At 49.3% G+C, this 22032-nt stretch carries 30 protein-coding genes and 2 tRNA genes; 31 read left to right on the forward strand and 1 reads right to left on the reverse strand.

What is annotated here, in order from left to right; all coding sequences use genetic code 11:
• Positions 1 to 10: 10 nt before the first annotated feature.
• The 31 genes from rpmD (at position 11) to QFX30_RS06805 (ending at position 21717) form a co-directional block, all read left to right on the forward strand.
• Complete coding sequence (gene rpmD / locus QFX30_RS06655) at positions 11 to 469, forward strand: 50S ribosomal protein L30 (RefSeq protein WP_300489933.1); 459 nt, start codon at positions 11 to 13, stop codon at positions 467 to 469.
• A 15-nt stretch (positions 470 to 484) separates the two neighbouring features.
• Positions 485 to 925 (forward strand): uL15m family ribosomal protein, encoded by a 441-nt coding sequence (locus QFX30_RS06660; protein ID WP_300489935.1) that lies wholly within the window; start codon positions 485 to 487, stop codon positions 923 to 925.
• Positions 926 to 941: 16 nt separating this feature from the next.
• Positions 942 to 2312, forward strand: a complete 1371-nt coding sequence (gene secY / locus QFX30_RS06665; RefSeq protein ID WP_300489938.1) for a preprotein translocase subunit SecY — start codon at positions 942 to 944, stop codon at positions 2310 to 2312.
• Between the two features lie 28 nt (positions 2313 to 2340).
• Positions 2341 to 2898 carry an adenylate kinase gene (locus tag QFX30_RS06670; RefSeq protein ID WP_013295336.1) on the forward strand — a complete coding sequence of 186 codons (558 nt, stop codon included), beginning with the start codon at positions 2341 to 2343 and terminating at the stop codon, positions 2896 to 2898.
• 18 nt (positions 2899 to 2916) lie between these two features.
• A complete protein-coding gene (locus tag QFX30_RS06675; RefSeq protein ID WP_300489940.1) occupies positions 2917 to 3483 on the forward strand; it encodes an EMC3/TMCO1 family protein in 567 nt (188 codons plus the stop codon).
• 18 nt (positions 3484 to 3501) lie between these two features.
• Positions 3502 to 3768 carry a 50S ribosomal protein L34e gene (locus QFX30_RS06680; RefSeq protein WP_013295338.1) on the forward strand — a complete coding sequence of 89 codons (267 nt, stop codon included), beginning with the start codon at positions 3502 to 3504 and terminating at the stop codon, positions 3766 to 3768.
• Positions 3768 to 4286 (forward strand): (d)CMP kinase, encoded by a 519-nt coding sequence (gene cmk, locus QFX30_RS06685; protein WP_300489943.1) that lies wholly within the window; start codon positions 3768 to 3770, stop codon positions 4284 to 4286. The genes QFX30_RS06680 and cmk overlap by 1 nt, the downstream gene beginning before the upstream one ends.
• On the forward strand, positions 4286 to 4513 hold the full coding sequence (locus QFX30_RS06690; RefSeq protein ID WP_300489946.1) for a 50S ribosomal protein L14e: 228 nt from the start codon (positions 4286 to 4288) through the stop codon (positions 4511 to 4513). The genes cmk and QFX30_RS06690 overlap by 1 nt, the downstream gene beginning before the upstream one ends.
• A gap of 30 nt (positions 4514 to 4543) precedes the next feature.
• Positions 4544 to 5512, forward strand: coding sequence for an RNA-guided pseudouridylation complex pseudouridine synthase subunit Cbf5 (locus QFX30_RS06695; RefSeq protein WP_300489949.1), 969 nt, complete (start codon positions 4544 to 4546; stop codon positions 5510 to 5512).
• Positions 5513 to 5621: 109 nt separating this feature from the next.
• Positions 5622 to 5706 (forward strand) — tRNA-Ser (locus QFX30_RS06700).
• Positions 5707 to 5794: 88 nt separating this feature from the next.
• On the forward strand, positions 5795 to 6244 hold the full coding sequence (locus tag QFX30_RS06705) for a 30S ribosomal protein S13 (RefSeq protein WP_300489952.1): 450 nt from the start codon (positions 5795 to 5797) through the stop codon (positions 6242 to 6244).
• Positions 6245 to 6260: 16 nt separating this feature from the next.
• Entirely contained in the window at positions 6261 to 6776 is a 516-nt protein-coding gene (gene rpsD, locus QFX30_RS06710) for a 30S ribosomal protein S4 (protein WP_300489955.1), read from the forward strand.
• An 18-nt stretch (positions 6777 to 6794) separates the two neighbouring features.
• Complete coding sequence (locus tag QFX30_RS06715; RefSeq protein WP_300489958.1) at positions 6795 to 7187, forward strand: 30S ribosomal protein S11; 393 nt, start codon at positions 6795 to 6797, stop codon at positions 7185 to 7187.
• A 1-nt stretch (position 7188) separates the two neighbouring features.
• The gene (locus QFX30_RS06720) at positions 7189 to 7983 is read left to right on the forward strand and encodes a DNA-directed RNA polymerase subunit D (protein WP_300489961.1); all 795 of its coding nucleotides are present in this window, start codon (positions 7189 to 7191) and stop codon (positions 7981 to 7983) included.
• 3 nt (positions 7984 to 7986) lie between these two features.
• Complete coding sequence (locus QFX30_RS06725) at positions 7987 to 8352, forward strand: 50S ribosomal protein L18e (protein ID WP_300489964.1); 366 nt, start codon at positions 7987 to 7989, stop codon at positions 8350 to 8352.
• A gap of 10 nt (positions 8353 to 8362) precedes the next feature.
• Positions 8363 to 8785 (forward strand): 50S ribosomal protein L13, encoded by a 423-nt coding sequence (locus tag QFX30_RS06730; RefSeq protein WP_300489966.1) that lies wholly within the window; start codon positions 8363 to 8365, stop codon positions 8783 to 8785.
• Positions 8786 to 8801: 16 nt separating this feature from the next.
• A complete protein-coding gene (locus tag QFX30_RS06735) occupies positions 8802 to 9203 on the forward strand; it encodes a 30S ribosomal protein S9 (RefSeq protein ID WP_300489968.1) in 402 nt (133 codons plus the stop codon).
• Positions 9204 to 9261: 58 nt separating this feature from the next.
• Positions 9262 to 9429, forward strand: coding sequence for a DNA-directed RNA polymerase subunit N (locus QFX30_RS06740; protein ID WP_300489971.1), 168 nt, complete (start codon positions 9262 to 9264; stop codon positions 9427 to 9429).
• Positions 9430 to 9552: transfer RNA gene (locus QFX30_RS06745), tRNA-Pro, on the forward strand.
• Positions 9553 to 9602: 50 nt separating this feature from the next.
• Positions 9603 to 9782: a DNA-directed RNA polymerase subunit K gene (locus tag QFX30_RS06750; RefSeq protein WP_300489974.1), complete on the forward strand. Its 180-nt coding sequence runs from the start codon at positions 9603 to 9605 to the stop codon at positions 9780 to 9782.
• 51 nt (positions 9783 to 9833) lie between these two features.
• Positions 9834 to 11084: a phosphopyruvate hydratase gene (gene eno / locus QFX30_RS06755; RefSeq protein WP_300489977.1), complete on the forward strand. Its 1251-nt coding sequence runs from the start codon at positions 9834 to 9836 to the stop codon at positions 11082 to 11084.
• 24 nt (positions 11085 to 11108) lie between these two features.
• On the forward strand, positions 11109 to 11705 hold the full coding sequence (gene rpsB / locus QFX30_RS06760; RefSeq protein ID WP_013295352.1) for a 30S ribosomal protein S2: 597 nt from the start codon (positions 11109 to 11111) through the stop codon (positions 11703 to 11705).
• A 9-nt stretch (positions 11706 to 11714) separates the two neighbouring features.
• The gene (locus tag QFX30_RS06765) at positions 11715 to 12557 is read left to right on the forward strand and encodes an MEMO1 family protein (protein WP_300489979.1); all 843 of its coding nucleotides are present in this window, start codon (positions 11715 to 11717) and stop codon (positions 12555 to 12557) included.
• 10 nt (positions 12558 to 12567) lie between these two features.
• The gene (gene mvk / locus QFX30_RS06770) at positions 12568 to 13485 is read left to right on the forward strand and encodes a mevalonate kinase (RefSeq protein WP_300489981.1); all 918 of its coding nucleotides are present in this window, start codon (positions 12568 to 12570) and stop codon (positions 13483 to 13485) included.
• A gap of 27 nt (positions 13486 to 13512) precedes the next feature.
• Positions 13513 to 14307, forward strand: a complete 795-nt coding sequence (locus QFX30_RS06775; RefSeq protein WP_300489984.1) for an isopentenyl phosphate kinase — start codon at positions 13513 to 13515, stop codon at positions 14305 to 14307.
• A gap of 110 nt (positions 14308 to 14417) precedes the next feature.
• Positions 14418 to 15464 (forward strand): type 2 isopentenyl-diphosphate Delta-isomerase, encoded by a 1047-nt coding sequence (gene fni / locus QFX30_RS06780; protein ID WP_300489987.1) that lies wholly within the window; start codon positions 14418 to 14420, stop codon positions 15462 to 15464.
• A 4-nt stretch (positions 15465 to 15468) separates the two neighbouring features.
• Positions 15469 to 16821, forward strand: a complete 1353-nt coding sequence (locus QFX30_RS06785; protein ID WP_300489990.1) for an RNase J family beta-CASP ribonuclease — start codon at positions 15469 to 15471, stop codon at positions 16819 to 16821.
• Complete coding sequence (idsA, locus tag QFX30_RS06790; RefSeq protein ID WP_300489993.1) at positions 16818 to 17795, forward strand: short chain isoprenyl diphosphate synthase IdsA; 978 nt, start codon at positions 16818 to 16820, stop codon at positions 17793 to 17795. Before QFX30_RS06785 ends, idsA begins: the two co-directional genes overlap by 4 nt.
• Positions 17796 to 19457, forward strand: coding sequence for a glutamate--tRNA ligase (gltX, locus tag QFX30_RS06795; protein ID WP_300489996.1), 1662 nt, complete (start codon positions 17796 to 17798; stop codon positions 19455 to 19457).
• Between the two features lie 304 nt (positions 19458 to 19761).
• Positions 19762 to 19929, forward strand: coding sequence for a hypothetical protein (locus tag QFX30_RS06800; RefSeq protein ID WP_300489999.1), 168 nt, complete (start codon positions 19762 to 19764; stop codon positions 19927 to 19929).
• Positions 19930 to 20481: 552 nt separating this feature from the next.
• Positions 20482 to 21717, forward strand: a complete 1236-nt coding sequence (locus QFX30_RS06805) for an LL-diaminopimelate aminotransferase (RefSeq protein ID WP_300490258.1) — start codon at positions 20482 to 20484, stop codon at positions 21715 to 21717.
• A gap of 167 nt (positions 21718 to 21884) precedes the next feature.
• Here the strand turns inward: QFX30_RS06805 and QFX30_RS06810 are convergent, their stop codons facing one another.
• Positions 21885 to 22019 (reverse strand): hypothetical protein, encoded by a 135-nt coding sequence (locus QFX30_RS06810; protein ID WP_300490002.1) that lies wholly within the window; start codon positions 22017 to 22019, stop codon positions 21885 to 21887.
• Positions 22020 to 22032: the final 13 nt, after the last annotated feature.

The raw sequence follows: 22032 nt of genomic DNA on the forward strand, positions 1-22032 counted from the left end.
GTGATTCCAGATGTTAGCAGTAGTAAGGGTAAGGGGATCAGCGGGTGTCCGAAGGGACATAGCTGACACCATGGAGATGTTAAGACTCAACAGGATAAACCACGCAGTACTGGTTGAGGACACACCCAGCTACCTTGGCATGCTCCAGAAGGCCAAGGACTACATAACCTGGGGTGAAATTGACCAGGAAACCCTGACAGCCATGATAGCCAAGAGGGCAAGAATCATCGGAGGGGAAAGGTTAACCGATGAATACATAAAGGAAAAAACAGAGTATGATTCAGTGGAAGAATTTGCAGGGGCTGTATTCAGGGGTGAGGTTAAACTTGAGGATGCAGGAATAAAACCTGTGTTCAGGTTACACCCACCACGAAAGGGATATGAGGCCATAAAAAAGTCCTTCAATGAGGGCGGAAGCCTCGGATACCGTGGAGAGAAGATAAATGACCTCTTGAAGAGGATGATCTAAGCGGAGGAATTACTCATGATCCGAAAAAGACGAAAGATCACAAGGATGAGGGGCTCACGCACCGTGGGTGGAGGATGCTCCAAGAAGAGAAGGGGAGCAGGTCACCGCGGAGGCAGAGGACAGGCAGGTGGACACAAACACCACTGGACATGGATCGTCAAGTACGACCCGAAACACTTTGGAAAGTACGGCTTCAAAAGGCCCCAGAAACTCATAAAGAGGCTGGAAACAGTCAACCTTGCCTACATAGACGAAAGGATTCCTGACCTCCTTGAGAAGGGAATCGCATCTGAAGAGGACGGGATGGTGGTGCTGGATGTAAGGGACCTTGGATTTGAAAAGGTCCTTGGAAGCGGAAGGATCACACGACCCGTCCATATCAAGGCCCTTGAGTTCTCTGAGAATGCCGTTGAGAAGATCACAGAGGCCGGGGGAAAGGCTGAAGTGATAGAGTAAACAGCATTGACAAGGAGTGGAGCAGTTGAAGGAAAAATTTGAGCCCATATTCTCAGTCCTGCCACAGGTAAAATCACCTGACTACAGGGTACCCTTCAGGGAAAAACTCAAATGGACAGGCATAATCCTTGTCCTATACTTCTTCCTCGCCCAGATACCACTCTACGGTTTAAGTCCGAGGGCTGTGGATCAGTTTGCCCAGCTGAGGGCTGTTCTTGCAGGAAACTTTGGTTCAATACTCACACTGGGTATAGGACCCATTGTGTCAGCATCAATCATACTTCAGCTCCTGGTTGGAGGTAAGATACTGAAACTGGACCTCTCGAAGCATGAGGATAGGGCCTTTTTCCAGGGACTGCAGAAGCTCCTTGCCATAGTATTCACATTCTTTGAGGCACTGATCTTTGTACTGACAGGGTCACTGGCACCCTCAGCCCCCCAGTTTGTCTGGATACTCATACTGCAGCTCACCATTGGAGGAATACTCATAATATTCCTCGATGAGGTTGTATCCAAATGGGGTTTTGGTAGCGGTGTTGGACTTTTCATTGCAGCAGGCGTATCACAGGAGATAATTGTAGGTGCCTTCAACCCCCTCTCTGCACCCACCCAGCCAGGGGTACCCGCCGGTAGAATAACAGGTTTCCTCTACCTCCTCTTCACAGGGCAGAGCCCTGACTTCCAGTACTACGTCCTCCCTGTACTGGCCCTCATTGGGGTTTTCCTCGTCGTGGTCTATGCTGAGAGTATGAGGGTGGAAATACCCATATCCATGGGAGGGGGTAAAAGGCTCTCAAGGGGTGCTGTTGGAAAGTACCCCCTGCGTTTCATATACGCCAGTAACATGCCCGTTATATTGACAAGCGCGCTCCTCCTGAATGTTCAGCTAATGGCAAACGTGTTCCAGAAACTTGGATACCCCATACTCGGTACTGTAAGCAATGGGCAGGCGGTTGATGGGCTCGCATATCTTCTCACAGCTCCACGCTCAATCGACGCCCTCATACTGGACCCATTCAAGGTACTGTTCTATGCGGTTGTATTCATAGGGCTCTGCGTCCTCTTTGCCTGGCTATGGGTTGAGATAAGTAACATAGGTCCAAAGCATGTTGCAAAACAGCTTTACCAGATGGGTATGCAGATTCCTGGTTTCAGGAGCAGCAGGGGGCAGTTCGAGAAGATACTGAAACGCTACATACCCACAATAACGATCCTGGGAGGGGCATTTGTCGGGCTCCTCGCATTTGTGGCTGACCTGACGGGTTCTCTTGGTGGAGGTACAGGTGTCCTTCTAACGGTGGGTATAGTTTACAGGCTCTATGAGGAGATTGCCCAGGAGCAGCTGATGGATATGCACCCCATACTCAGAAGCTTCCTGGGAGATTAGGATAATTTTAATCCATGGGAGTGGTACAATGAAGGTTGTTGTAGTTGCAGGTATACCTGGTTCAGGAAGCACGACGGTCCTTGAGAACACCCTCAGGGAGCTTGACTACCTCAATGTGAATTACGGCGATGTCATGCTTGAAATAGCCCGTGAAAAGGGACTTGTTGAAAACAGGGACCAGATGAGAACCCTTGAACCTGGAGTCCAGAAGGAGATACAGAGGGCGGCTGCGAAAAGTATAAGAGAAAGGTCACTGGAAAATAATATAATCGTCGACACACACTGCACCATAAAGACGCCTGCTGGTTTTCTGCCAGGTCTTCCAGTATGGGTTCTTGAGGAACTGGAACCTGACATGTTTGTGCTTGTGGAGGCTGATCCAGAGGAGATCTTCACAAGAAGGATTAGTGATACTTCCAGAAACAGGGATATGGAATCCCTGCAGGAGATCGACCTCCATCAGCAGATGAACAGGGCAGCTGCAATGGCCTACGCCACACTCACAGGCGCAACTGTTAAGATTGTTAAGAACCACAACAACCAGCTTGAGTCTGCAGTCAGTGAGATGAAGAACATTCTGGAGTAAGATAAAGAGGAAACAAAAATGGTGCTTGAAGTCGTATACGGGGCACTGAACGCTGTATTCGGTCCATTTATTGCAATGGACCCGAATCCACAGAACCCCATCCTCACGGTATTCCTGATATCAGCAATAGTGGCCTTTATCATAACACTGGCAAACAAATTGCTTGTGGACCAGGAAAGGCTCGAAGAACTTAAAGCTGAAATGCAGGAGTTCCAGCAGGAGATGATGGAGGCAAGAAAGAAGAATGACATGCAGGCGCTTGAGGAGATCCAGAAAAAACAGATGGAGTTCATGGACAAACAGCGCGAAATGATGACCATGTCATTCAAGCCAATGATAGTCACATTCGTACCCATAATCCTTGTCTTCTACTGGATGGGACAGGAACCGCACATAGTCAATACACTGGTGATATTGCCCCAGGTTGCATACTATGTCCTCCTTGTCCCCCTGTGGCACATGTTCTATGGCATGCCACCAAACGCCCCATCCTATGCCATAGGATGGCTTGGCTGGTACATCTTATGCTCCTTTGCAATGTCCCAGATATTCAGAAAGTTCATGGGACTTAAAGGTGGAATGTAACGTTATGGAGAGATTGAAATGCCAGAGTTAAGATACAGATCCAGATCATATAAGAGAATCTTCAAGAGAACTCCTGGAGGAAGGACGGTTATACATTACCGCAGAAAGAAACCATCAAAGCATGTATGTGCTGGCTGCGGAAAGCCACTCCATGGTGTTCCAAGAGGAAGACCCTACGAGATAAGAAAACTCTCAAAATCCAAGAAGAGACCCAACAGACCATACGGTGGTTACTACTGTTCAAGCTGCGCACGCAAAGTCTTTAAGAAAGAGGCAAGGTCATAATGATCATAACCATCGGTGGTCTGGCCGGCACTGGCACAACAACCGTTGCCAGGATTCTGTCTGAGAGGACCGGGATACCCTGTGTATCTGCAGGTGATGTCTTCAGGCAGATGGCTGCTGAGAGGAAACTTGACATACTGGAGTTCAGCAAACTCGCAGAGGAGAATCCAGAGATAGACATAGAGATCGACAGGAGACAGGCCAGACTTGCAGATGAACATGAGGACCTCATACTTGAGGGAAGACTCTCTGCACACTTTGCAAGGGCGGATCTGAAGGTCCTGCTGATGGCACCCTTTGATGTGAGGGCACAGCGAATAAGTATCCGGGAATCCAAGGACCTGGAGACGGTCAAGAATGAGATCCGGATACGTGAGGCCAGTGAAGCCCACAGGTACAGGGAGATTCACGGTATAGATGTGGATGACCTTGAGGTATACGACATTGTGATAAACACCAGCCATTTTGACGCTGAAGGCGTGGCTGAAATCATACTAAAAGTTACCGAGGTGATTTAATGGCAGCAATAGAAGTTGGAAGAGTATGTGTGAAAACCGCAGGTAGAGAAGCCGGTGAAAAATGCGTGATACTTGATATCATCGACAAAAACTTCGTTGAAGTTGTGGGTGTCAATGTTAAGAACAGGAGGTGTAACATAGGACACCTTGAACCAACAGAGAAAAAAATAGAGATCAAATCCGATGATATCGATGAAATAAAGAAGGAACTTGAAGCCCTTGAATAAACCCACCTCTTATTTTTGCAGGTATCCCTCATGGCAGAATTCATAGAGTTAAAGGAGTCAAGTACAGACCCTGCATATGGGTGCCCGCCCCATGAGAGGGACATTGAAACCCATATATCCTATGGCGTTGTTAACCTTGATAAACCATCTGGTCCCACCTCCCATCAGGTGGATGTATGGGTCCGGGACATTCTCCACGCAGAGAAGGTGGGGCATGGGGGCACACTGGACCCCAAGGTTACAGGTGTTCTTCCCCTGGGCATAAACAGGGCAACAAGGGTCATGCAGCTCCTCCTTGAGGCCCCCAAGGAATACGTATGCCTCATGAGGGTTCACAGGGAGGTGGATGAGGACAGGATAAAGGAGGTACTTGGGGAGTTTCAGGGAAAGATCTTCCAGATACCCCCCCTCAAGTCAGCTGTTAAAAGGGAGCTCCGTGTAAGGACCATCTATGATGTTAATATACTTGAGATTGATGGCCAGGATGTTCTCTTCAGGATAGCTTGTGAGGCAGGGACCTACGTAAGGAAGTACTGTCATGATGTGGGAGAGGCCCTTGGTACAGGGGCCCATATGGCTGAACTCAGACGGACACGTGTGGGTCCCTTCACAGAGGAGGGCCTGGTAACACTCCATGACCTCAAGGACGCCTACCAGTTCTGGGTTGAGGATGGGGATGAAAGATTCCTGAGGGAATGCATTCTACCAATGGAATTTGCAGTATCCCATCTCCCCCGTGCCGTCATCCTTGACTCTGCAGTTGATGCAATATGCCATGGTGCTGACCTTGCACGTGGGGGCATAGCAGGGCTGGATGATAACATAAAGAAGGGCGACACAGTTGCGGTGATGACCCTTAAGGGGGAACTTGTGGCTGTTGGTGAGGCACTGCTGCCATCCCTTGACATTGTGGCCGCAGAGAGCGGCCTTGTTATTGAAACACATAAGGTTTTCATGAAGCCTGGAACCTATCCCCGGATGTGGCGCCGGTCCCCCTAGAGATATGGATTTGGTACAGTCTCCTGGAGTACTCTGGATGTGGTGTTATTCCACACATAGCAATACTTAAATAGGCTTCAATCCATACACTTAAAATGATACATCATATGCCGGGATAGCCTAGCCAGGTAAGGCGCAAGACTGGAAATCTTGTGGAGCTTTGCTCCTCCTGGGTTCAAATCCCAGTCCCGGCGTCGGTTAAAGCAACAATGTTGCACCTACGACTGTTATCTGGAATTCGCAACCCCGTCCCGCGAATTCACTCTTACTGGAGGTTAATGAATGGAAGAAGAATTCAAACATATGGTTCGTATTGCCAGAAAGGACATTGATGGTAATAAGACCCTGGAAAATGCTCTTACAAGTATAAAGGGCGTTGGAAAGGCTCTTTCAAGGGCAATAATCATGTCAGCAGGATATGATCTTAACCAGAGGATAGGTTACCTTTCAGATGAGGAAATAGAGAGGCTTGAAGAGGCCATAAAGAACCCTGCAAAGTACAATATCCCATCATGGATGCTAAACAGGCGTAACGATTATGAGACCGGTGAGGACAAGCACCTCATAGAATCAGACCTTGACATGTGCCTCAGAGAGGACCTCAACCGTATGAAGAAAACAAGAAGCTACAAGGGAAGAAGACACGAACTTGGATTACCTGTCAGGGGACAGAGGACAAAGTCCACGTTCAGGAAGGGCTCCTCAGTTGGTGTGAGAAGGAAGAAAAGGTAGATAAGGAGAGGTTAAAATGGGACACCCACGTAAGGCAAGAAAAAAGTATGATACTCCACCTCACCCATGGAACGCTGAAAGAATAAAGGAAGAAAACAGGCTTGTGGCAAAGTACGGCCTCAAGAACAAGAAGGAAGTCTGGAAAGCAGAAACAATGGTGAGGAGATACAGGAGGGATGCAAGGTACCTCCTGGGTATATCAGGTGAACACACAAAGAGAGAGAGGGAACAGCTCCTGGGACACCTCGTGAGGGCAGGGATACTCAACGAAGGCGCAAACCTTGAGGACGTCCTTGACCTCACAGTGGAAGATGTGCTTAGGAGAAGACTCCAGACACTGGTTCACAAAAAGGGACTTGCGAGAACAGTGAAAGAAGCCAGACAGATGGTGGTTCACGGCCACATAGCCCTCGACGGCAGAAAAATAGATGCCCCAGGATACATAGTTAAAAGGGGAGAAGAGGACAAAATAGGATTTTACCCATCATCCCCAATGAAAAAACAGATCGAAGCAACCCAGGATGCTGAATAAATTCCGGGAGAGATAAAAATGGCTGAAAAGGAAAAATGGGGAATCGCAAATATTTACTCATCATTCAACAACACAATAATCACCATTACAGACATAACAGGCGCAGAGACCATCACACAGTGGTCCGGCGGTAAGGTTGTTAGGGCTGACCGTCAGGAGTCCTCACCCTTTGCTGCAATGGAAGCCGCAACAAGGGCGGCTGATGATGCAAAGGAGAAGGGTATCGTCGGTCTTCACATTAGGGTGAGGGCACCAGGTGGAAACGGCCCGAGAACACCAGGACCCGGTGCACAGGCAGCCATAAGGGCCCTTGCAAGGGCAGGAATGAAGATAGGCAAAATTGAGGATGTAACTCCCATACCTCATGATGGCACAGGAAGACCTGGAGGTAAGAGGGGAAGAAGGGTCTAAAATGGATATTGCTCTTAAGGAAAAAACTGATACCGAAATGGTCTTTGTGGTCAGTGGCGTAACCGTTCCATTCATAAACGCCATAAGGAGGATCTGCATGATGGAGGTCCCCACACTGGCGATCGAGTACGTTAACATGTACAGGAACGACGCCAGGATGTTTGATGAGGTACTCGCCCACAGGCTTGGACTGGTACCCCTCAAAGCTGACCCTGAATTCATTGAGGGCCTGCAAATGCCTGAGGAGTGTGACTGTGAGGAATACTGCTCCGAATGCAGTGTATCATTCACACTCAAAAAGAAGGGTCCCGGTGTCGTCTACTCCAGGGATCTTCTATCAGAGACACCTGCAGTCAAACCGGTATATCCCGATATACCCCTGGTGAAGCTGGGGGATGAGGATGAGGTTGAACTGGAGGCTGTGGCACAGCTCGGGGTGGGGATGGAGCATGCCAAGTGGCAGCCCACAGCAGCATGCGCATACAAGTACTACCCCAGGATAACATTCACAGAGGAATGCGATGAGTGCCTGGAATGTGTGGAGGCTTGTCCAAGGGGAGTTCTTGGAGGAGAATCAGGGAAACCTGAGGTACTTGACGTTGAAAACTGTTCAATGTGCAAGAGCTGTGTGAGGGCATGTGATAAAGGAGCAATAATTGTGGGATATGAGGAAGGCAAGTTCATATTCAGGATAGAGACCGACGGATCAGTTGACCCCAGGGATGTCCTTCTTAAGGCATGTGACATCCTCAGAGACAAGGCAGAAGGGGTAATAACATTTTGTGAAGGAGGCTAAGTCATGGCTAGGAAGATTACCAAGACAAATCCTAATCTCATAAAACTCATACGCAACCTCAGAAAGAAATCATCCCAGGAGGGCGCGGCGATCTGGAAGGACGTTGCAAGGAGGCTCGAAAGACCCACAAGGAACAGGGCCGCCGTTAACATTTCCAAGATAAACAGGTACACAGATGAAAATGAAACTGTAATCGTACCTGGAAAGGTCCTTGGAAGCGGTAGCCTTGACCATAAGGTTCAGGTGGTCGCCCTATCGTTTTCACAGACAGCCAGGGATAAGATAGAGGGCGCTGGTGGAGAGTGCTTGACACTCGGAAAGATCGTTGAAGAGAATCCTACCATAAAGAACATCAGGATAATAGAATAAGGTGTTGCTCATGATCATCAATGGAGAAGGACATATTCTCGGTAGACTGGCAAGTGTGGTCAGCCAGAAACTCCTGGAAGGGGAGGAAGTGGTTGTCCTCAATGCTGAGAAAATCATAATCACAGGCTCAAAGCAGTGGGCATACAGAAAGTACAAGCAGAGGATTGACAGGGCCAGCATATCAAACCCCCGCAGAATGGGTCCAAAGTACCCTAGAAGACCCGATGACATATTCAGAAGAACCGTGAGGGGAATGCTTCCCTACAGGAAATCAAGGGGCAGAGAGGCTTTCAAGGGACTTAAGGCATATGTTGGTGTTCCAAGGGAATTCAAGGATGAAGAAATGATTGAAATACCTGAAGCAAGGGCAGGTAACATAAAGAAGGGAATGGAGCTTGGAGAACTCTCAGAACTTCTGGGTGCTAAATTCTAATTTAGGGAGTGTAATCATGAGGAAGGTTGTTCATACAAGTGGCAAAAGGAAGACTGCCATTGCAAGGGGAACCATCAGTGAAGGTAAGGGTAGAGTGAGAATCAATAAGGTGCCTGTGGAGCTCTACACACCTGAACTTGCAAGGCTCAAGATCATGGAACCACTGAAGCTGGCCGGTGATATCGTTAATGATGTGGACATAAACATCAAGGTCGTTGGAGGAGGAGTCGTAGGTCAGGCAGAGGCTGCAAGGATGGTCATAGCCAGGGGTCTTGTGGAATGGACAGGTGACATGGACCTCAAAGAGAAGTTTGTCAGGTACGACAGGACAATGCTTGTAGGGGACCCCAGGCGTTCAGAGCCCAAGAAGTACGGTGGACGCGGCGCCCGTGCAAGGAGACAGAAGAGTTACAGGTAGATCAGGCGATAACTTTATATATTTTTATTTTATAAAATAGAGAGTAGAATGATTCAGTATGATTCCAGTAAGATGTTTAAGCTGCGGAAAACCGGTATCAGCCTATTTCGATGAGTATCAGAAAAGAGTGGCTGATGGAGAGGACCCAAAGGATGTCCTTGATGACCTGGGTCTTAAGAGGTACTGCTGCAGACGAATGCTAATTTCACATGTTGATACATGGTAGGGGACCGTAGGGTAGCCTGGTCCATCCTCCCAGCCATTGAAGAAGTTTCAGTGCTTTTCAACTGGAACGGGGATGGTCAGCACCGGAACGCTGGAGACCCGAGTTCAAATCTCGGCGGTCCCATCAAAACAATCCAAGAACCTCTATTTTAAGTTTTTCTTGGAGGCAATGGAATGGCGTCAAAAAAACTCACACGTTTTGAAAGGGCTAGGTTGATAGGTGCCAGGGCACTCCAGATATCAATGGGTGCAAGACCCCAGGTTGATATTGAGGATTCACTGGACCCCGTTGATATAGCCAGGAAGGAACTTGAAAAGAAGGTAATGCCACTGGATGTTAGAAGAGACAAATAAACTCTAATAAACCACTATTTTTCCATGTAGAGTTTATTGTGAGGTGTTTTTGTGGAAAGTATAATTGAAGATGTTAGAGTAAGAAAAATTCTTGATAGCAGGGGAAACCCAACGGTTGAGGTTGATGTTATAACCTGGAACGGCTTTGGAAGGGCAGCAGCCCCCAGCGGTGCAAGTACAGGTTCCAGGGAGGTCACAGCCTTCCCATCAGGTGGGGTTGATGAGATCATAACAGAGGTCGAGGATATAATCTCATCAGAACTCATAGGAATGGATGCCGTGGACCTGCAGGACATAGACCTCGTTTTAAAGGAGATTGATGGAACAGAGAACCTCTCATCACTGGGGGGAAACACTGTGGTGGCTGTTTCAATGGCAACCGCCAGGGCAGCCGCGTCATCATACAATATGCCCCTCTACAGGTTCCTGGGTGGCAACCTTGCAACTGCCATACCATACCCTCTGGGCAACATGATAAACGGGGGAGCCCATGCTGGAGAGAACGCACCTGACATACAGGAGTTCCTTGTGGTGCCTGTGGGCGCAGAGGACATAACAGAGGCGGTATTTGCAAATGCAGCAGTCCATAAGAAGATAAGGGAACTAATACAGAAAAAGGACCCCTCCTTCACGGGAGGTAAAGGTGATGAGGGAGGATGGGTGCCAAGCCTATCAAACCATGATGCCCTTGAGATACAGGTAACAGCCTGTGAGGAGGTCACAGATGAACTCGGCGTTGAGGTCAGACCATCACTGGACCTTGCAGCAAGTGAATTCTGGGACCCTGAAATTGAGAAGTACGTCTACAAACAGGAGAAGGTCCAGAAGGACACCGGTGAACAGATAGAGTTTGTCAGGGAAATCATTGAGACCTACGACATGTACTATGTTGAGGACCCATTCCATGAGGGCGACTTCGAAGGATTTGCGGAACTCACATCACTTGTAGGGGACCGCTGCATAATCTGCGGTGACGACATCTTCGTAACCAACAGGGAGATACTCAGAGAGGGCATAGAGATGGGTGCCGCCAATGGTATAATAATTAAACCAAACCAGATAGGTACGCTCACAGACACCTACCTGACAGTCAAACTTGCCCGTGAGAACCGTTACACCCCTGTGGTCTCCCACAGGTCAGGTGAGACGACAGATGATACAATAGCCCACCTTGCAGTGGCATTCGGCGCACCACTCATCAAGACAGGCGCTATAGGCGGTGAGAGGATAGCCAAACTGAATGAACTCATACGCATACAGGAAGAGATTCCATATTCAAGCATGGCTGAACTGCCATTTTAACATCAAACTTACTGAGGTGATATATTGTCAGAACTACTGATACCATTAGACAAATACCTTGCAGCAGGACTGCACATTGGAACACAGCAGAAGACAGCTGATATGGAGAAATACATCTACCGTGTGAGATCAGATGGACTCTACGTCCTTGATATAAGGAAAACAAATGACAGGATAATAGCGGCCTCAAAGTTCCTTGCAAAGTATGAACCAGACGATATACTGGCCGTATCCACAAGGCAGTATGGACAGGAACCTGTCAGGAAATTCGGTGAGGTGACAGGTGCAAGGACAATACCAGGCAGGTTCATCCCCGGGACACTGACAAACCCCAACTATGCAAAGTTCATTGAACCACAGGTGCTGGTTGCCACTGATCCAAGATCAGATTCACAGGCAATAGTCGAGGCCAAACAGATAGGCCTGCCTGTTGTGGCACTCTGCGACACAGAGAACCTCCTTGGAAATGTTGACATTGCAATACCCGTCAACAACAAGGGCCGTAAGGCCATAGCCCTTGTTTACTGGCTCCTGGCAAGGCAGCTTCTCAGGGAGAAGGGTGTGCTCAAGGAGGATGAGGACCTGGATGTGCCTCCCACTGAATTTGAACTGAAAATTTAGAGTGGTTCTATGATAAGAAGACCTGCAGTGGCGGGAGCTTTCTATGAGCGGGACCCTGCAGCGCTCAGAAGGCGAATTGAGTGGTGCTTCAACCATGAACTGGGGCCAGGAGGCCTCCCAGTCAGGGGTTCCGCCAGGAAAATAAAGGGGGTGATCGCCCCCCACGCAGGTTACATGTACTCAGGACCTGTGGCAGCCCACGCATACCATGAGCTGGTATCAGATGGTATACCTGAAACATTCGTGATAATCTGCCCCAACCACACAGGCATGGGGTCAGGCGTCTCACTGATGCAGAGGGGAGCATGGGAAACACCCCTCGGTGTCGTGGATATTGACAGCGAACTTGCAGAGGCCATTGTAAGGGAATCAGGCATCATTGATATTGATGGGACCGCCCACCTCGGAGAGCACAGCTGTGAGGTCCATGTACCATTCATCCAGTACTTCACAGATAGATTCAGAATAGTCCCCATCACAATGTGGATGCAGGACCAGGAGACAGCCACAGACATTGGACATGCAGTGGCTATAGCGATTGAGAGGACAGAGAGGGACGCGGTGGTCATTGCAAGCACTGACTTCACCCATTACACTCCCAGTGACGTTGCCAGATCCATTGACAGCAGGATAATTGAGAGGATAACTCAAATGGACGATACAGGTATGTACAGTGTTATCACGGAACTAAATGCAACCATGTGTGGTTACGGGCCAGTGGCCGCCAACATCACAGCATCCAGGATGCTCGGTGCCAGTGAGTGCAGGCTCCTGAAGTATGCCACAAGTGGTGATATAACAGGGGACCAGAGTTCAGTTGTGGGCTACGCCTCCCTTGTCCTGAGAGGCTGAGGGTGAAACCTTGAAGTCACGGGCATCAGCACCTGCCAAGGCCATTCTTTTTGGTGAACATGCAGTTGTATATGGGAAACCGGCGATTGCAGCTGCAATAGATAGAAGGGTGACCGTAACCCTAGGGGATTCATCTGAAAATCGGGTTACCATACCATCCCTGGGAGTTGATTTCAGATCTGAATCCAACCCTCAAGGGGGTATTCTTGACTACGTTAGTAAAGCTCTCCAGCTATATCATGATGGCTCACCACTCAGTATTCAGATCGAAATGGAGATACCGGTGGGGTCAGGCCTTGGCTCATCAGCGGCACTCACAGTTGCACTTATAGGGGCTCTTGACGGATACCATGGAAGGGAATCAGAACCCGGGGATACCGCAGCGAGGGCCCACAGGGTTGAACTTGAAGTCCAGGGAGCTGCAAGTCCCCTTGACACCACAGTGAGCACATATGGCGGTCTGGTGTACCTTGACAGTCAGAGGAATGTGGAAAAATTTGATGCACGGCTTCATGATCTTGTAATAGCACACATGGACCATTCAGGTGACACTGCAGAGATGGTTGCAGGAGTCGCAGAACTTCGAAGCAGGTTCCCGGCTGTCGTGGATGGAATCATGGACACGGTTGAGATGATAACCCTCAGGGCCTACAGGGCACTTCTGAGTAACAACCCTGAACCTCTAGGGGACCTTATGAACATAAACCAGGGGCTCCTTGACGCCATGGGTGTGTCCACACTGGAACTTTCAATGATGGTCTATGAGGCCAGAAGGGCAGGAGCAGCCGGCTCCAAAATCACAGGTGCTGGGGGAGGAGGGAGCATAATAGCATACTGCCCTGGCTGTGCAGAAGATGTTGCTGAGGCCCTTAACAGGGACTGGAATGCAATGAAGGCCAGGTTCTCAGAAGAGGGTCTGATCAGGTAAAACTCTTATCACTTAAAGGGGCATCTTATGATCATTCTCAAAGTAGGTGGAAGTGTAATTACCAGAAAGGACTCTGAGGAACCTGAAATAGATTCAGAAAACCTTCAGAGGATAGCCTCAGAGATTGCAGACGCTTCACCATCATCAATCATTATAATACATGGGGCTGGATCATTCGGCCATCCATTCGCACGAAAATACGGGATAGGATCTGAAATAAAGGATGAGGAGGAATTCAGAAAGCTGAGATTTGGATCCGCAGTCACACAGAGCTGGGTCAGGAAACTCAATACACATATCTGTGATGCACTCCTTGATGAGGGAATACCGGCGGTCTCCATGCCGCCATCGGCTTTCATAAGGGCAGAGAATGGCCGTATCAGGGGTGCTGATCTTTCAATGATAGAATCCTACCTGAAGGAGGGGATGGTTCCTGTAAGTTACGGTGACGTGGTCCTTGACTTAAACCCCAGTGTGAGGTTCTCCGTGATATCAGGGGACCAGCTCATAAACCACTTCTCCATCAGGTTAAGGCCAGAGAGGGTCATCCTGGGAACAGATGTAGACGGAGTTTACACCAGAAACCCAAAGAAATACCCTGATGCAAGGCTTCTTGACGTTATAGGATCCCTTGATGATCTCGAATCCCTTGATGGGACAGTGACCACCGACGTTACAGGTGGAATGGTTGGTAAGGTAAAGGAACTCCTGGTTCTCGCAGAGAGGGGCGTAGAATCAGAGATAATAAATGCTTGCGTGCCTGGAAATGTCATGAAGGCACTCCGCGGAGAGGCTGTTAGGGGCACCAGGATCCGAAAATAGATCATTATCATCACCTGTCACATGACAGCGGGTTAAGGGAAATTTGAAGACACCATAGTAAGATGAAAAGTTCAGGATTATAAATTAAGGGAAATTTGAAGGGCGTTAAAATGATTTCGGATAGAAAACTGGAGCATTTAATCCTGTGCACAAGCTGTGACGTGGAGTACAGGAAGAGGACAGGCTTCGAGGAAATTGAAATAGTTCACAGGGCCATACCTGAGATAAACAGGGAAAAGATAGATATAAGCCTAGATTTCCTGGGTAAGGAGCTTTCATCACCCATAATGATAAGTGCAATTACAGGCGGACACCCTGCAGCCCTCAAAATAAACAGGGAACTTGCAAGGGCCTCAGAGGAACTTGGAATTGCACTTGGACTTGGAAGCCAGAGGGCAGGTGTTGAACACCCTGAGGTTGAGGAGACCTACACTATAGCAAGGAGAGAGGCCCCATCGGCGATGCTCGTGGGTAACATTGGAAGCTCCCACATTGAATATGCAGAAAGGGCGGTTGAGATGATAGACGCAGATGCACTCGCAGTGCACCTCAACCCCCTCCAGGAGTCAATACAGCCAGGGGGCGATGTGGACTCAACCGGGGCCCTAGAATCCATATCATCAATTGTGAAATCCATGGATGTCCCTGTAATGGTCAAGGAGACAGGTGCAGGTATATCCTCAGAGGACGCCATAAAACTAGAATCATGTGGAGTGGCGGCCATAGACGTTGCAGGTGCAGGCGGCACCAGCTGGGCCGCAGTTGAAACCTACCGTGCAGAAGACAGATACATGGGTGAGCTTTTCTGGGACTGGGGAATACCCACCGCTGCAAGCACCGTGGAGGTTGCAGAGTCAGTAAACATACCTGTGATTGCATCAGGGGGCATAAGAAGTGGAATTGACGCTGCAAAGGCCATAGCCCTAGGTGCAACAATGACTGGAATAGCACTCCCCGTACTTGAAGCTGCAGGCCAGGGCCACAGGGCCGTTATAAGGGTAATTGAAAGGTTCAACGAGGCACTTAAAACCGCCATGTACCTTGCAGGTGCAGAAACACTTGACGATCTCAAAAATTCACAGGTCATAATAATGGGCAGAACCAGAGAATGGCTAAATGAAAGGGGCTTTGAAACAATAAAATACGCCAGGAGGTAATAATTTGAGCGTAGAGGTAATAGCGATCGGCGGATACGAGGAAGTAGGTAAGAACATGTCCGCCGTTAAGGTGGGGGATGATGTTGTAATATTTGACATGGGGATTCACCTTGACAGGGTTCACATACATGAGGACACGGACATCGCAAGGATGCACAGCCTGGACCTCATAGAGAGGGGCGTCATACCCGATGATACACTCATGAAGGACGTTGATGGAAAGGTAAGGGCAATAGTGTTCACACACGGCCACCTGGACCATATAGGGGCGGTTGCAAAGCTGGCCCACAGGTACCAGGCCCCCATAATAGCAACACCCTACACAATAGCACTCATAGAGAGGACAATAAAGGCAGAGCGGAAGTTCAATGTCCTCAACACACTCCAGGTCCTCAATGCAGGTGAGAAGTGCCAGATATCCCCGGGGATAACACTGGAGTTCATACAGTCAACCCACAGTATACCACAGTCGGTTATAGCAGCACTCCACACACCGGAGGGTATAATAGTCTATGCACTTGACTTCAAATTCGACGATCACCAGAAGATATCACCACCACCGGACTACCACCGCCTCAGGGAACTTGGAAGGAAGGGCGTCCTTGCAATGATAGTTGAAACAACCAGGGCCAACGAGAAGCAGGAGGTCAAGACACACTCAGAGAAGGTTGCAAGGATAGTCCTTGAGGATATAATGAAGAACCCCCTCGAGGAGAAAAACGGGATGATAGTGACAACCTTCTCCTCCCACATGGAGCGTATACAGGCCATAAGTGACATAGCATCAGAGAGCGACAGGAAGATGCTCCTCCTTGGAAGGTCAATGGAGAGATACTGTGGACTCGCAGAGGCCATGGGCATACTCAAACTCCCGGAGAATGCAAGCATATACGGGAGCCCCAAGGCTGTTAACAGGGCCCTTGCACGTGCAGAGGCAAAGCGTGAGGATTACCTCCTCATCACAACGGGTCACCAGGGGGAACCCGATGCCCTGCTACCAAGGATAGCCAATGCAAAGACCCAGTTCAGGATAAGGAGGGGTGACAATGTGGTGATATCAGCCCCTGTCATACCAAACCCCATGAACGTTGCAAACAGGAACCTAATGGAGCGTCGTCTGGCATCAAGTGGTGCAAGGATCTATACAAATGCACACGTCTCAGGGCATGCAGGTAGGGAGGACCACAGGGACTTCATAAGGATGCTCAACCCCATGCACATAATACCAGCCCACGGCGACCTCAGCATGCTCTCGGCCTACGCCGAAATAGCAGAGGAGGAGGGCTACAAGCTGGGTAACGACATACACATCTTGAGGAATGGACAGGCACAGGTATTTAATGGAGGTATCCTATGACGGAAGTATTAGATATTCTCAGAAAGTACTCTGAAGTGGCCGATAAGAAGATAATGGAGTGCATCAGCGACATAACACCTGATACGCTCCTTAAGGCATCAGAACACCTCATAACGGCCGGTGGTAAGAAGATAAGACCTTCACTGGCACTCCTGAGCTGCGAGGCCGTAGGCGGAGACCCTGGGGACGCTGCAGGAGTGGCTGCGGCCATAGAACTGATACACACATTCTCACTAATCCACGACGATATAATGGATGATGATGAGATGAGGCGGGGTGAACCATCAGTCCATGTCATCTGGGGTGAACCCATGGCCATACTTGCTGGGGACGTCCTCTTCTCCAAGGCCTTCGAGGCTGTCATCAGGAACGGGGACTCAGAAAGGGTGAAGGATGCCCTTGCAGTGGTGGTTGACTCATGCGTTAAGATATGTGAGGGCCAAGCCCTTGACATGGGCTTTGAGGAGAGGCTGGACGTCACAGAGGATGAGTACATGGAGATGATCTACAAGAAGACCGCAGCCCTCATAGCAGCAGCGACAAAGGCGGGTGCCATAATGGGCGGCGCATCAGAGAGAGAGGTTGAGGCCCTGGAGGACTATGGCAAATTCATCGGCCTTGCATTCCAGATACACGACGACTACCTGGATGTGGTGAGCGATGAAGAATCCCTGGGCAAACCTGTGGGCAGTGACATAGCAGAGGGCAAGATGACCCTCATGGTTGTAAAGGCCCTTGAGGAGGCATCAGAGGAGGACAGGGAGAGGCTCATATCGATACTTGGATCAGGTGATGAGGGCCGTGCCGCTGAGGCCATAGAGATCTTTGAACGCTACGGTGCAGCCCACTATGCCCATGAAGTGGCCCTTGACTATGTGAAGATGGCCAAGGAGCGCCTTGAGATACTTGAAGAATCAGATGCAAAGGACGCACTCATGATGATAGCTGACTTTGTACTTGAAAGGGAACACTAGGTGATGATGGTGGAGGACCTCGTCTACCGCTACGCACTCATGAATGCTGTTAAGCATAAGGGAAAGGCAAATCCGGGCGCCGTCATGGGGGCCGTTATGAGCAATGAACCTGAACTCAGAAGGAGGGTCCCTGAGGTTAAGGAGGCTGTTCAGGCCGCTGTTGAGAAGGTTAACAGTTTAACACCTGAGGAACAGCAGAGGGAAATGGAGAGGCTAGGCCTGGAGATCAAGGAGAGGAAGCAGAAGAAGAGACAGGGACTCAGGGACCTCCCTGATGTTAAGGGTGAAGTTGTACTGAGGTTCGCCCCCAACCCCAGCGGACCACTCCACATAGGCCATGCAAGGGCAGCCATCCTCAACCACGAATACGCCAGGAGGTATGATGGGAGGCTAATACTCAGAATCGAGGACACCGACCCCCGAAGGGTTGACCTGGAGGCCTATGATATGATCCCCTCTGACCTGGAGTGGCTTGGTGTTGAATGGGATGAGACCGTCATCCAGAGCGACCGAATGGAGATCTACTATGAGTACACAGAGAGGCTCATAGAGCGGGGAGGGGCATACGTATGCACATGCACCCCCGAGGAATTCAGAAAACTCAAAAAGGATGGGGAGGCCTGTCACTGTCGTGACTTGGGGGTCAGGGAGAATCTGCAGCGCTGGAGGGAGATGTTTGAGATGCCAGAGGGTTCAGCGGTTGTGAGGGTTAAGACCGACCTCCAGCACCCCAACCCGGCCATAAGGGACTGGGTTTCAATGAGGATAGTGGAGGCCGAACACCCCCGCACAGGCACCCGCTACAGGGTGTACCCCATGATGAACTTCTCGGTTGCAGTGGACGACCACCTCCTCGGGGTGACCCATGTCCTCAGGGGCAAGGACCACCTTGCAAACAGTGAAAAACAGGAGTACCTCTACAGGCACATGGGCTGGGAGCCCCCTGTATTCATACACTACGGACGCCTTAAGATGGATGATGTTGCACTGAGCACATCCGGGGCAAGAGAGGGAATAGCCGAGGGCAAATACTCTGGCTGGGATGACCCCCGACTTGGAACCATCAGGGCCATCGCAAGGAGGGGTATAAGGCCTGAGGCAATAAGGAAACTCATGATTGAGATCGGTGTCAAGATAGCGGACTCCACCATGAGCTGGAAGAAGATCTACGGCCTCAACAGGAACATACTTGAGGAAGAAGCCAGGAGGTACTTCTTCGCGGCGCACCCTGTTAAGTTTGAAATAAAGGGCCTGCCAGGACCTATCAGGGTTGAAAGACCTCTGCACCCTGATAAACCAGAACTGGGTAACCGCATCCTCGAGCTGAATGGGGACGTGTACATCCCCCGGGGGGACCTCAGGGAGGGTCCTCTCAGGTTAATAGATGCTGTTAACGTGATCTACTCTGATGGTGAACTCAGATACCACAGTGAGGGCATCGAGGAGGCAAGGAAGCTGCAGGCAGCGATGATACACTGGGTTCCAGCTGAATCAGCCCTCAAAGCAGTGGTTGTGATGCCTGACGCCTCAGAGATTGAGGGTGTCATTGAGGGAGATGCCTCAGAACTTGAGGTTGATGATGTGGTACAGCTTGAAAGATTCGGCTTTGCAAGGGTTGATTCATCAGGGGAGAGGCTGGTATTCTATTATGCCCATAAATGAATTGGAACCTCAAACCCTCTTTTTCTTGAAGGCCTTTCAGTGAACAGATTAAACAGGTAGAAGTCGAAGACACATGCTTGTCTTTGAGCGAGATCGTCTTTCAGTCAGATTAAACAGGTAGACTCTACTGGGAGCACACATAAATAATTATATGGCGAAAGGATCTGAAACTGTCAGTAGATCTTCGGTTCACACTTCGTTCTGGGGGTATGATGAACAGACTTGAACTTGCCAGGAAGTTTTCGGAGTCACTGAATTATCCTGAAATAGAAAAAATAATCCTTTTTGGTCCGTTGCCAGGGGGATGATAGAGAGGGCTCTGAGAGACATAATCATAATCTCCACAAAAACTGAAAAAGGCATAAGGAAGCGGGCGATATACTCCTCAGCACAGGTGTCCATATCTCAGTTAAGGTCATTTTCCCTGAGGAATACAGGCTTCTGGGTGACACCCATTTCATCTCCAGAATAAGGAAAGATGGTGCGTAATTGGCTGATGAGGAAATTTTAATGGAAAAGGCAGTCAGGAAACTTGAGGCTGCCAGAACACGGTGCCAAAATGGATTCTATGGAGATGCTGTAAGCAGAGCATACTAGGAAATGTTCTTTGCAGCAAGAGCGCTGCTATCACGGAGGAACATTTACCCGAAGACTCACACGGGATTGATTTCACAGTTTGGACTCAAATTCGTAAAAGGGGGGATTCCAGAAGGAGATATTTGACATGCTTCTGAGGCATATGAATATAGGGAAGTGGCTGATTATGGTATTCTTTCAGAATAGATCAGAGAGGCAATTATTATAAGCAAGGGAGCATGGAAGTTCGTTGAGGAATGTAAATCATTTAAATAAATATATGCATCCTATTGATGGCATCCAGTATCTTTAATGAGGACTGCAACTGTTTTTATTACCCATCCAGACTGCAGCTGTTTATACAGCAATTTTTATTAACTCCCGTATACTACATGATAATATCATTCTTCTTCAGGGACCTACCTGAAATTAGTTTCTGAGAGGTTAAATCATGGTGACGATAAACGAAAACTACCTGCTACTTAAAAGCAGTTACATATTCTCTGAGATAAACAGGAGAGTGGAAGACTTCCAGAGGAAAAACCCCGACGCCGATGTGATAAGGATGGGTATAGGGGATGTTACAAGGCCCCTCCCATCCGCGGTGGTGGAGGCCTTCCACAGGGCCGTTGATGAGATGGCACAGAAGGAAACCTTCAGGGGATATGGGCCCGAACAGGGCTACCCATTCCTCAGGGAGGCCATAGCAGAAAACGACTACGCCTCAAGGGGTGTTGATGTTTCACCCGAGGAGATCTTCATAAGTGACGGTGCAAAGTGTGACACAGGAAACATCCAGGAGATCTTTGGACAGGACAATGTGGTCGCTGTAACAGACCCTGTCTACCCGGTATACGTTGAGAGCAACGTGATGGCGGGAAGGGCCGGCCCCGCAGATGAGACTGGAAGGTACAGGGGTCTGGTGTACATTCCATGCACAGAGGAGAACGGATTCATACCATCCCTCCCTGAAGAGAACGTTGACCTCATATACCTCTGCTACCCCAACAACCCCACAGGAACAGCACTCACAGAGAAGCAACTCGCAGAGTGGGTTGACTATGCCAGGGACAGTGGCAGTATAATACTCTTCGATGCAGCGTACGAGGCCTACATACAGGAGGATGGAATACCCCACAGCATCTATGAGGTGGAGGGTGCAAGGGAGGTTGCAGTTGAGTTCAGGAGCTTCTCAAAGAACGCCGGTTTCACAGGTACAAGGTGCGCCTTCACTGTGGTACCCGAGGAACTGGAGGTACCCGACAGTCAGGGAAGGATGCACTCCCTGAAGGAGCTCTGGAACAGGCGCCAGACAACAAAATTCAACGGGGTCTCCTACCCTGTGCAGAGGGCCGCGGAGGCCGTTTACACACCTGATGGCCAAAGGGAAATAAGGGAGTCCATAGACTACTACATGGAGAATGCACGGATAATAAGGGAGAGCCTTGAAAGTGCCGGTCTGAGGTACTATGGTGGTGTTAACGCACCATACATCTGGATAAAGACACCTGATGGCATGGATTCATGGCAGTTCTTTGACATGCTACTCAACGAGGCAGAGGTTGTGGGAACACCAGGTTCTGGCTTTGGACCGAGCGGTGAGGGATACTTCCGATTGACAGCATTCAACTCCCTTAAAAACACCGTGAGGGCAATGGAGAGGATATCTGAACTCAGCTTCTAGGTTAGCTCTGAAAATGTAAATTTTGATTATTTACTTTTGTTGGTTCAGGTCTCTGGAGGCCTGAAATTACTTTTTTGATCATGCAACCGAGTGCAGGTCAGGTAATTATCATATTCTTGATGAGGATGTGTAGGGCTAATCTTCCAAAAAAAATAAGAGTTGAGTTTTTAATTCATGGCAAGGTTTATGGCCATGTAGGCTACGCTGGTCCCCATATTGAGGTTCCTCTGGACTATCGAGCTGCTTTTGGTTTTCGTCCACCGTGACCAGTCGCTCCTTCCATTGAGGTAACCCCTCTGCATGAGGCTGTAGAGG

Origin of the sequence: Methanothermobacter sp. (genome assembly GCF_030055435.1) — an archaeon.
Lineage (GTDB): Archaea > Methanobacteriota > Methanobacteria > Methanobacteriales > Methanothermobacteraceae > Methanothermobacter.

Bases quoted from the DNA above. Each gene is read 5' to 3' on its own strand.
- rpmD (WP_300489933.1), top strand. From the start codon at position 11: ATGTTAGCAGTAGTAAGGGTAAGGGGATCAGCGGGTGTCCGAAGGGAC.
- QFX30_RS06660 (WP_300489935.1), top strand. From the start codon at position 485: ATGATCCGAAAAAGACGAAAGATCACAAGGATGAGGGGCTCACGCACC.
- QFX30_RS06670 (WP_013295336.1), top strand. From the start codon at position 2,341: ATGAAGGTTGTTGTAGTTGCAGGTATACCTGGTTCAGGAAGCACGACG.
- QFX30_RS06675 (WP_300489940.1), top strand. From the start codon at position 2,917: ATGGTGCTTGAAGTCGTATACGGGGCACTGAACGCTGTATTCGGTCCA.
- QFX30_RS06680 (WP_013295338.1), top strand. From the start codon at position 3,502: ATGCCAGAGTTAAGATACAGATCCAGATCATATAAGAGAATCTTCAAG.
- cmk (WP_300489943.1), top strand. From the start codon at position 3,768: ATGATCATAACCATCGGTGGTCTGGCCGGCACTGGCACAACAACCGTT.
- QFX30_RS06690 (WP_300489946.1), top strand. From the start codon at position 4,286: ATGGCAGCAATAGAAGTTGGAAGAGTATGTGTGAAAACCGCAGGTAGA.
- QFX30_RS06695 (WP_300489949.1), top strand. From the start codon at position 4,544: ATGGCAGAATTCATAGAGTTAAAGGAGTCAAGTACAGACCCTGCATAT.
- QFX30_RS06705 (WP_300489952.1), top strand. From the start codon at position 5,795: ATGGAAGAAGAATTCAAACATATGGTTCGTATTGCCAGAAAGGACATT.
- rpsD (WP_300489955.1), top strand. From the start codon at position 6,261: ATGGGACACCCACGTAAGGCAAGAAAAAAGTATGATACTCCACCTCAC.
- QFX30_RS06715 (WP_300489958.1), top strand. From the start codon at position 6,795: ATGGCTGAAAAGGAAAAATGGGGAATCGCAAATATTTACTCATCATTC.
- QFX30_RS06720 (WP_300489961.1), top strand. From the start codon at position 7,189: ATGGATATTGCTCTTAAGGAAAAAACTGATACCGAAATGGTCTTTGTG.
- QFX30_RS06725 (WP_300489964.1), top strand. From the start codon at position 7,987: ATGGCTAGGAAGATTACCAAGACAAATCCTAATCTCATAAAACTCATA.
- QFX30_RS06730 (WP_300489966.1), top strand. From the start codon at position 8,363: ATGATCATCAATGGAGAAGGACATATTCTCGGTAGACTGGCAAGTGTG.
- QFX30_RS06735 (WP_300489968.1), top strand. From the start codon at position 8,802: ATGAGGAAGGTTGTTCATACAAGTGGCAAAAGGAAGACTGCCATTGCA.
- QFX30_RS06740 (WP_300489971.1), top strand. From the start codon at position 9,262: ATGATTCCAGTAAGATGTTTAAGCTGCGGAAAACCGGTATCAGCCTAT.
- QFX30_RS06750 (WP_300489974.1), top strand. From the start codon at position 9,603: ATGGCGTCAAAAAAACTCACACGTTTTGAAAGGGCTAGGTTGATAGGT.
- QFX30_RS06765 (WP_300489979.1), top strand. From the start codon at position 11,715: ATGATAAGAAGACCTGCAGTGGCGGGAGCTTTCTATGAGCGGGACCCT.
- QFX30_RS06775 (WP_300489984.1), top strand. From the start codon at position 13,513: ATGATCATTCTCAAAGTAGGTGGAAGTGTAATTACCAGAAAGGACTCT.
- fni (WP_300489987.1), top strand. From the start codon at position 14,418: ATGATTTCGGATAGAAAACTGGAGCATTTAATCCTGTGCACAAGCTGT.
- idsA (WP_300489993.1), top strand. From the start codon at position 16,818: ATGACGGAAGTATTAGATATTCTCAGAAAGTACTCTGAAGTGGCCGAT.
- QFX30_RS06800 (WP_300489999.1), top strand. From the start codon at position 19,762: ATGATAGAGAGGGCTCTGAGAGACATAATCATAATCTCCACAAAAACT.
- QFX30_RS06810 (WP_300490002.1), bottom strand. From the start codon at position 22,019: ATGCAGAGGGGTTACCTCAATGGAAGGAGCGACTGGTCACGGTGGACG.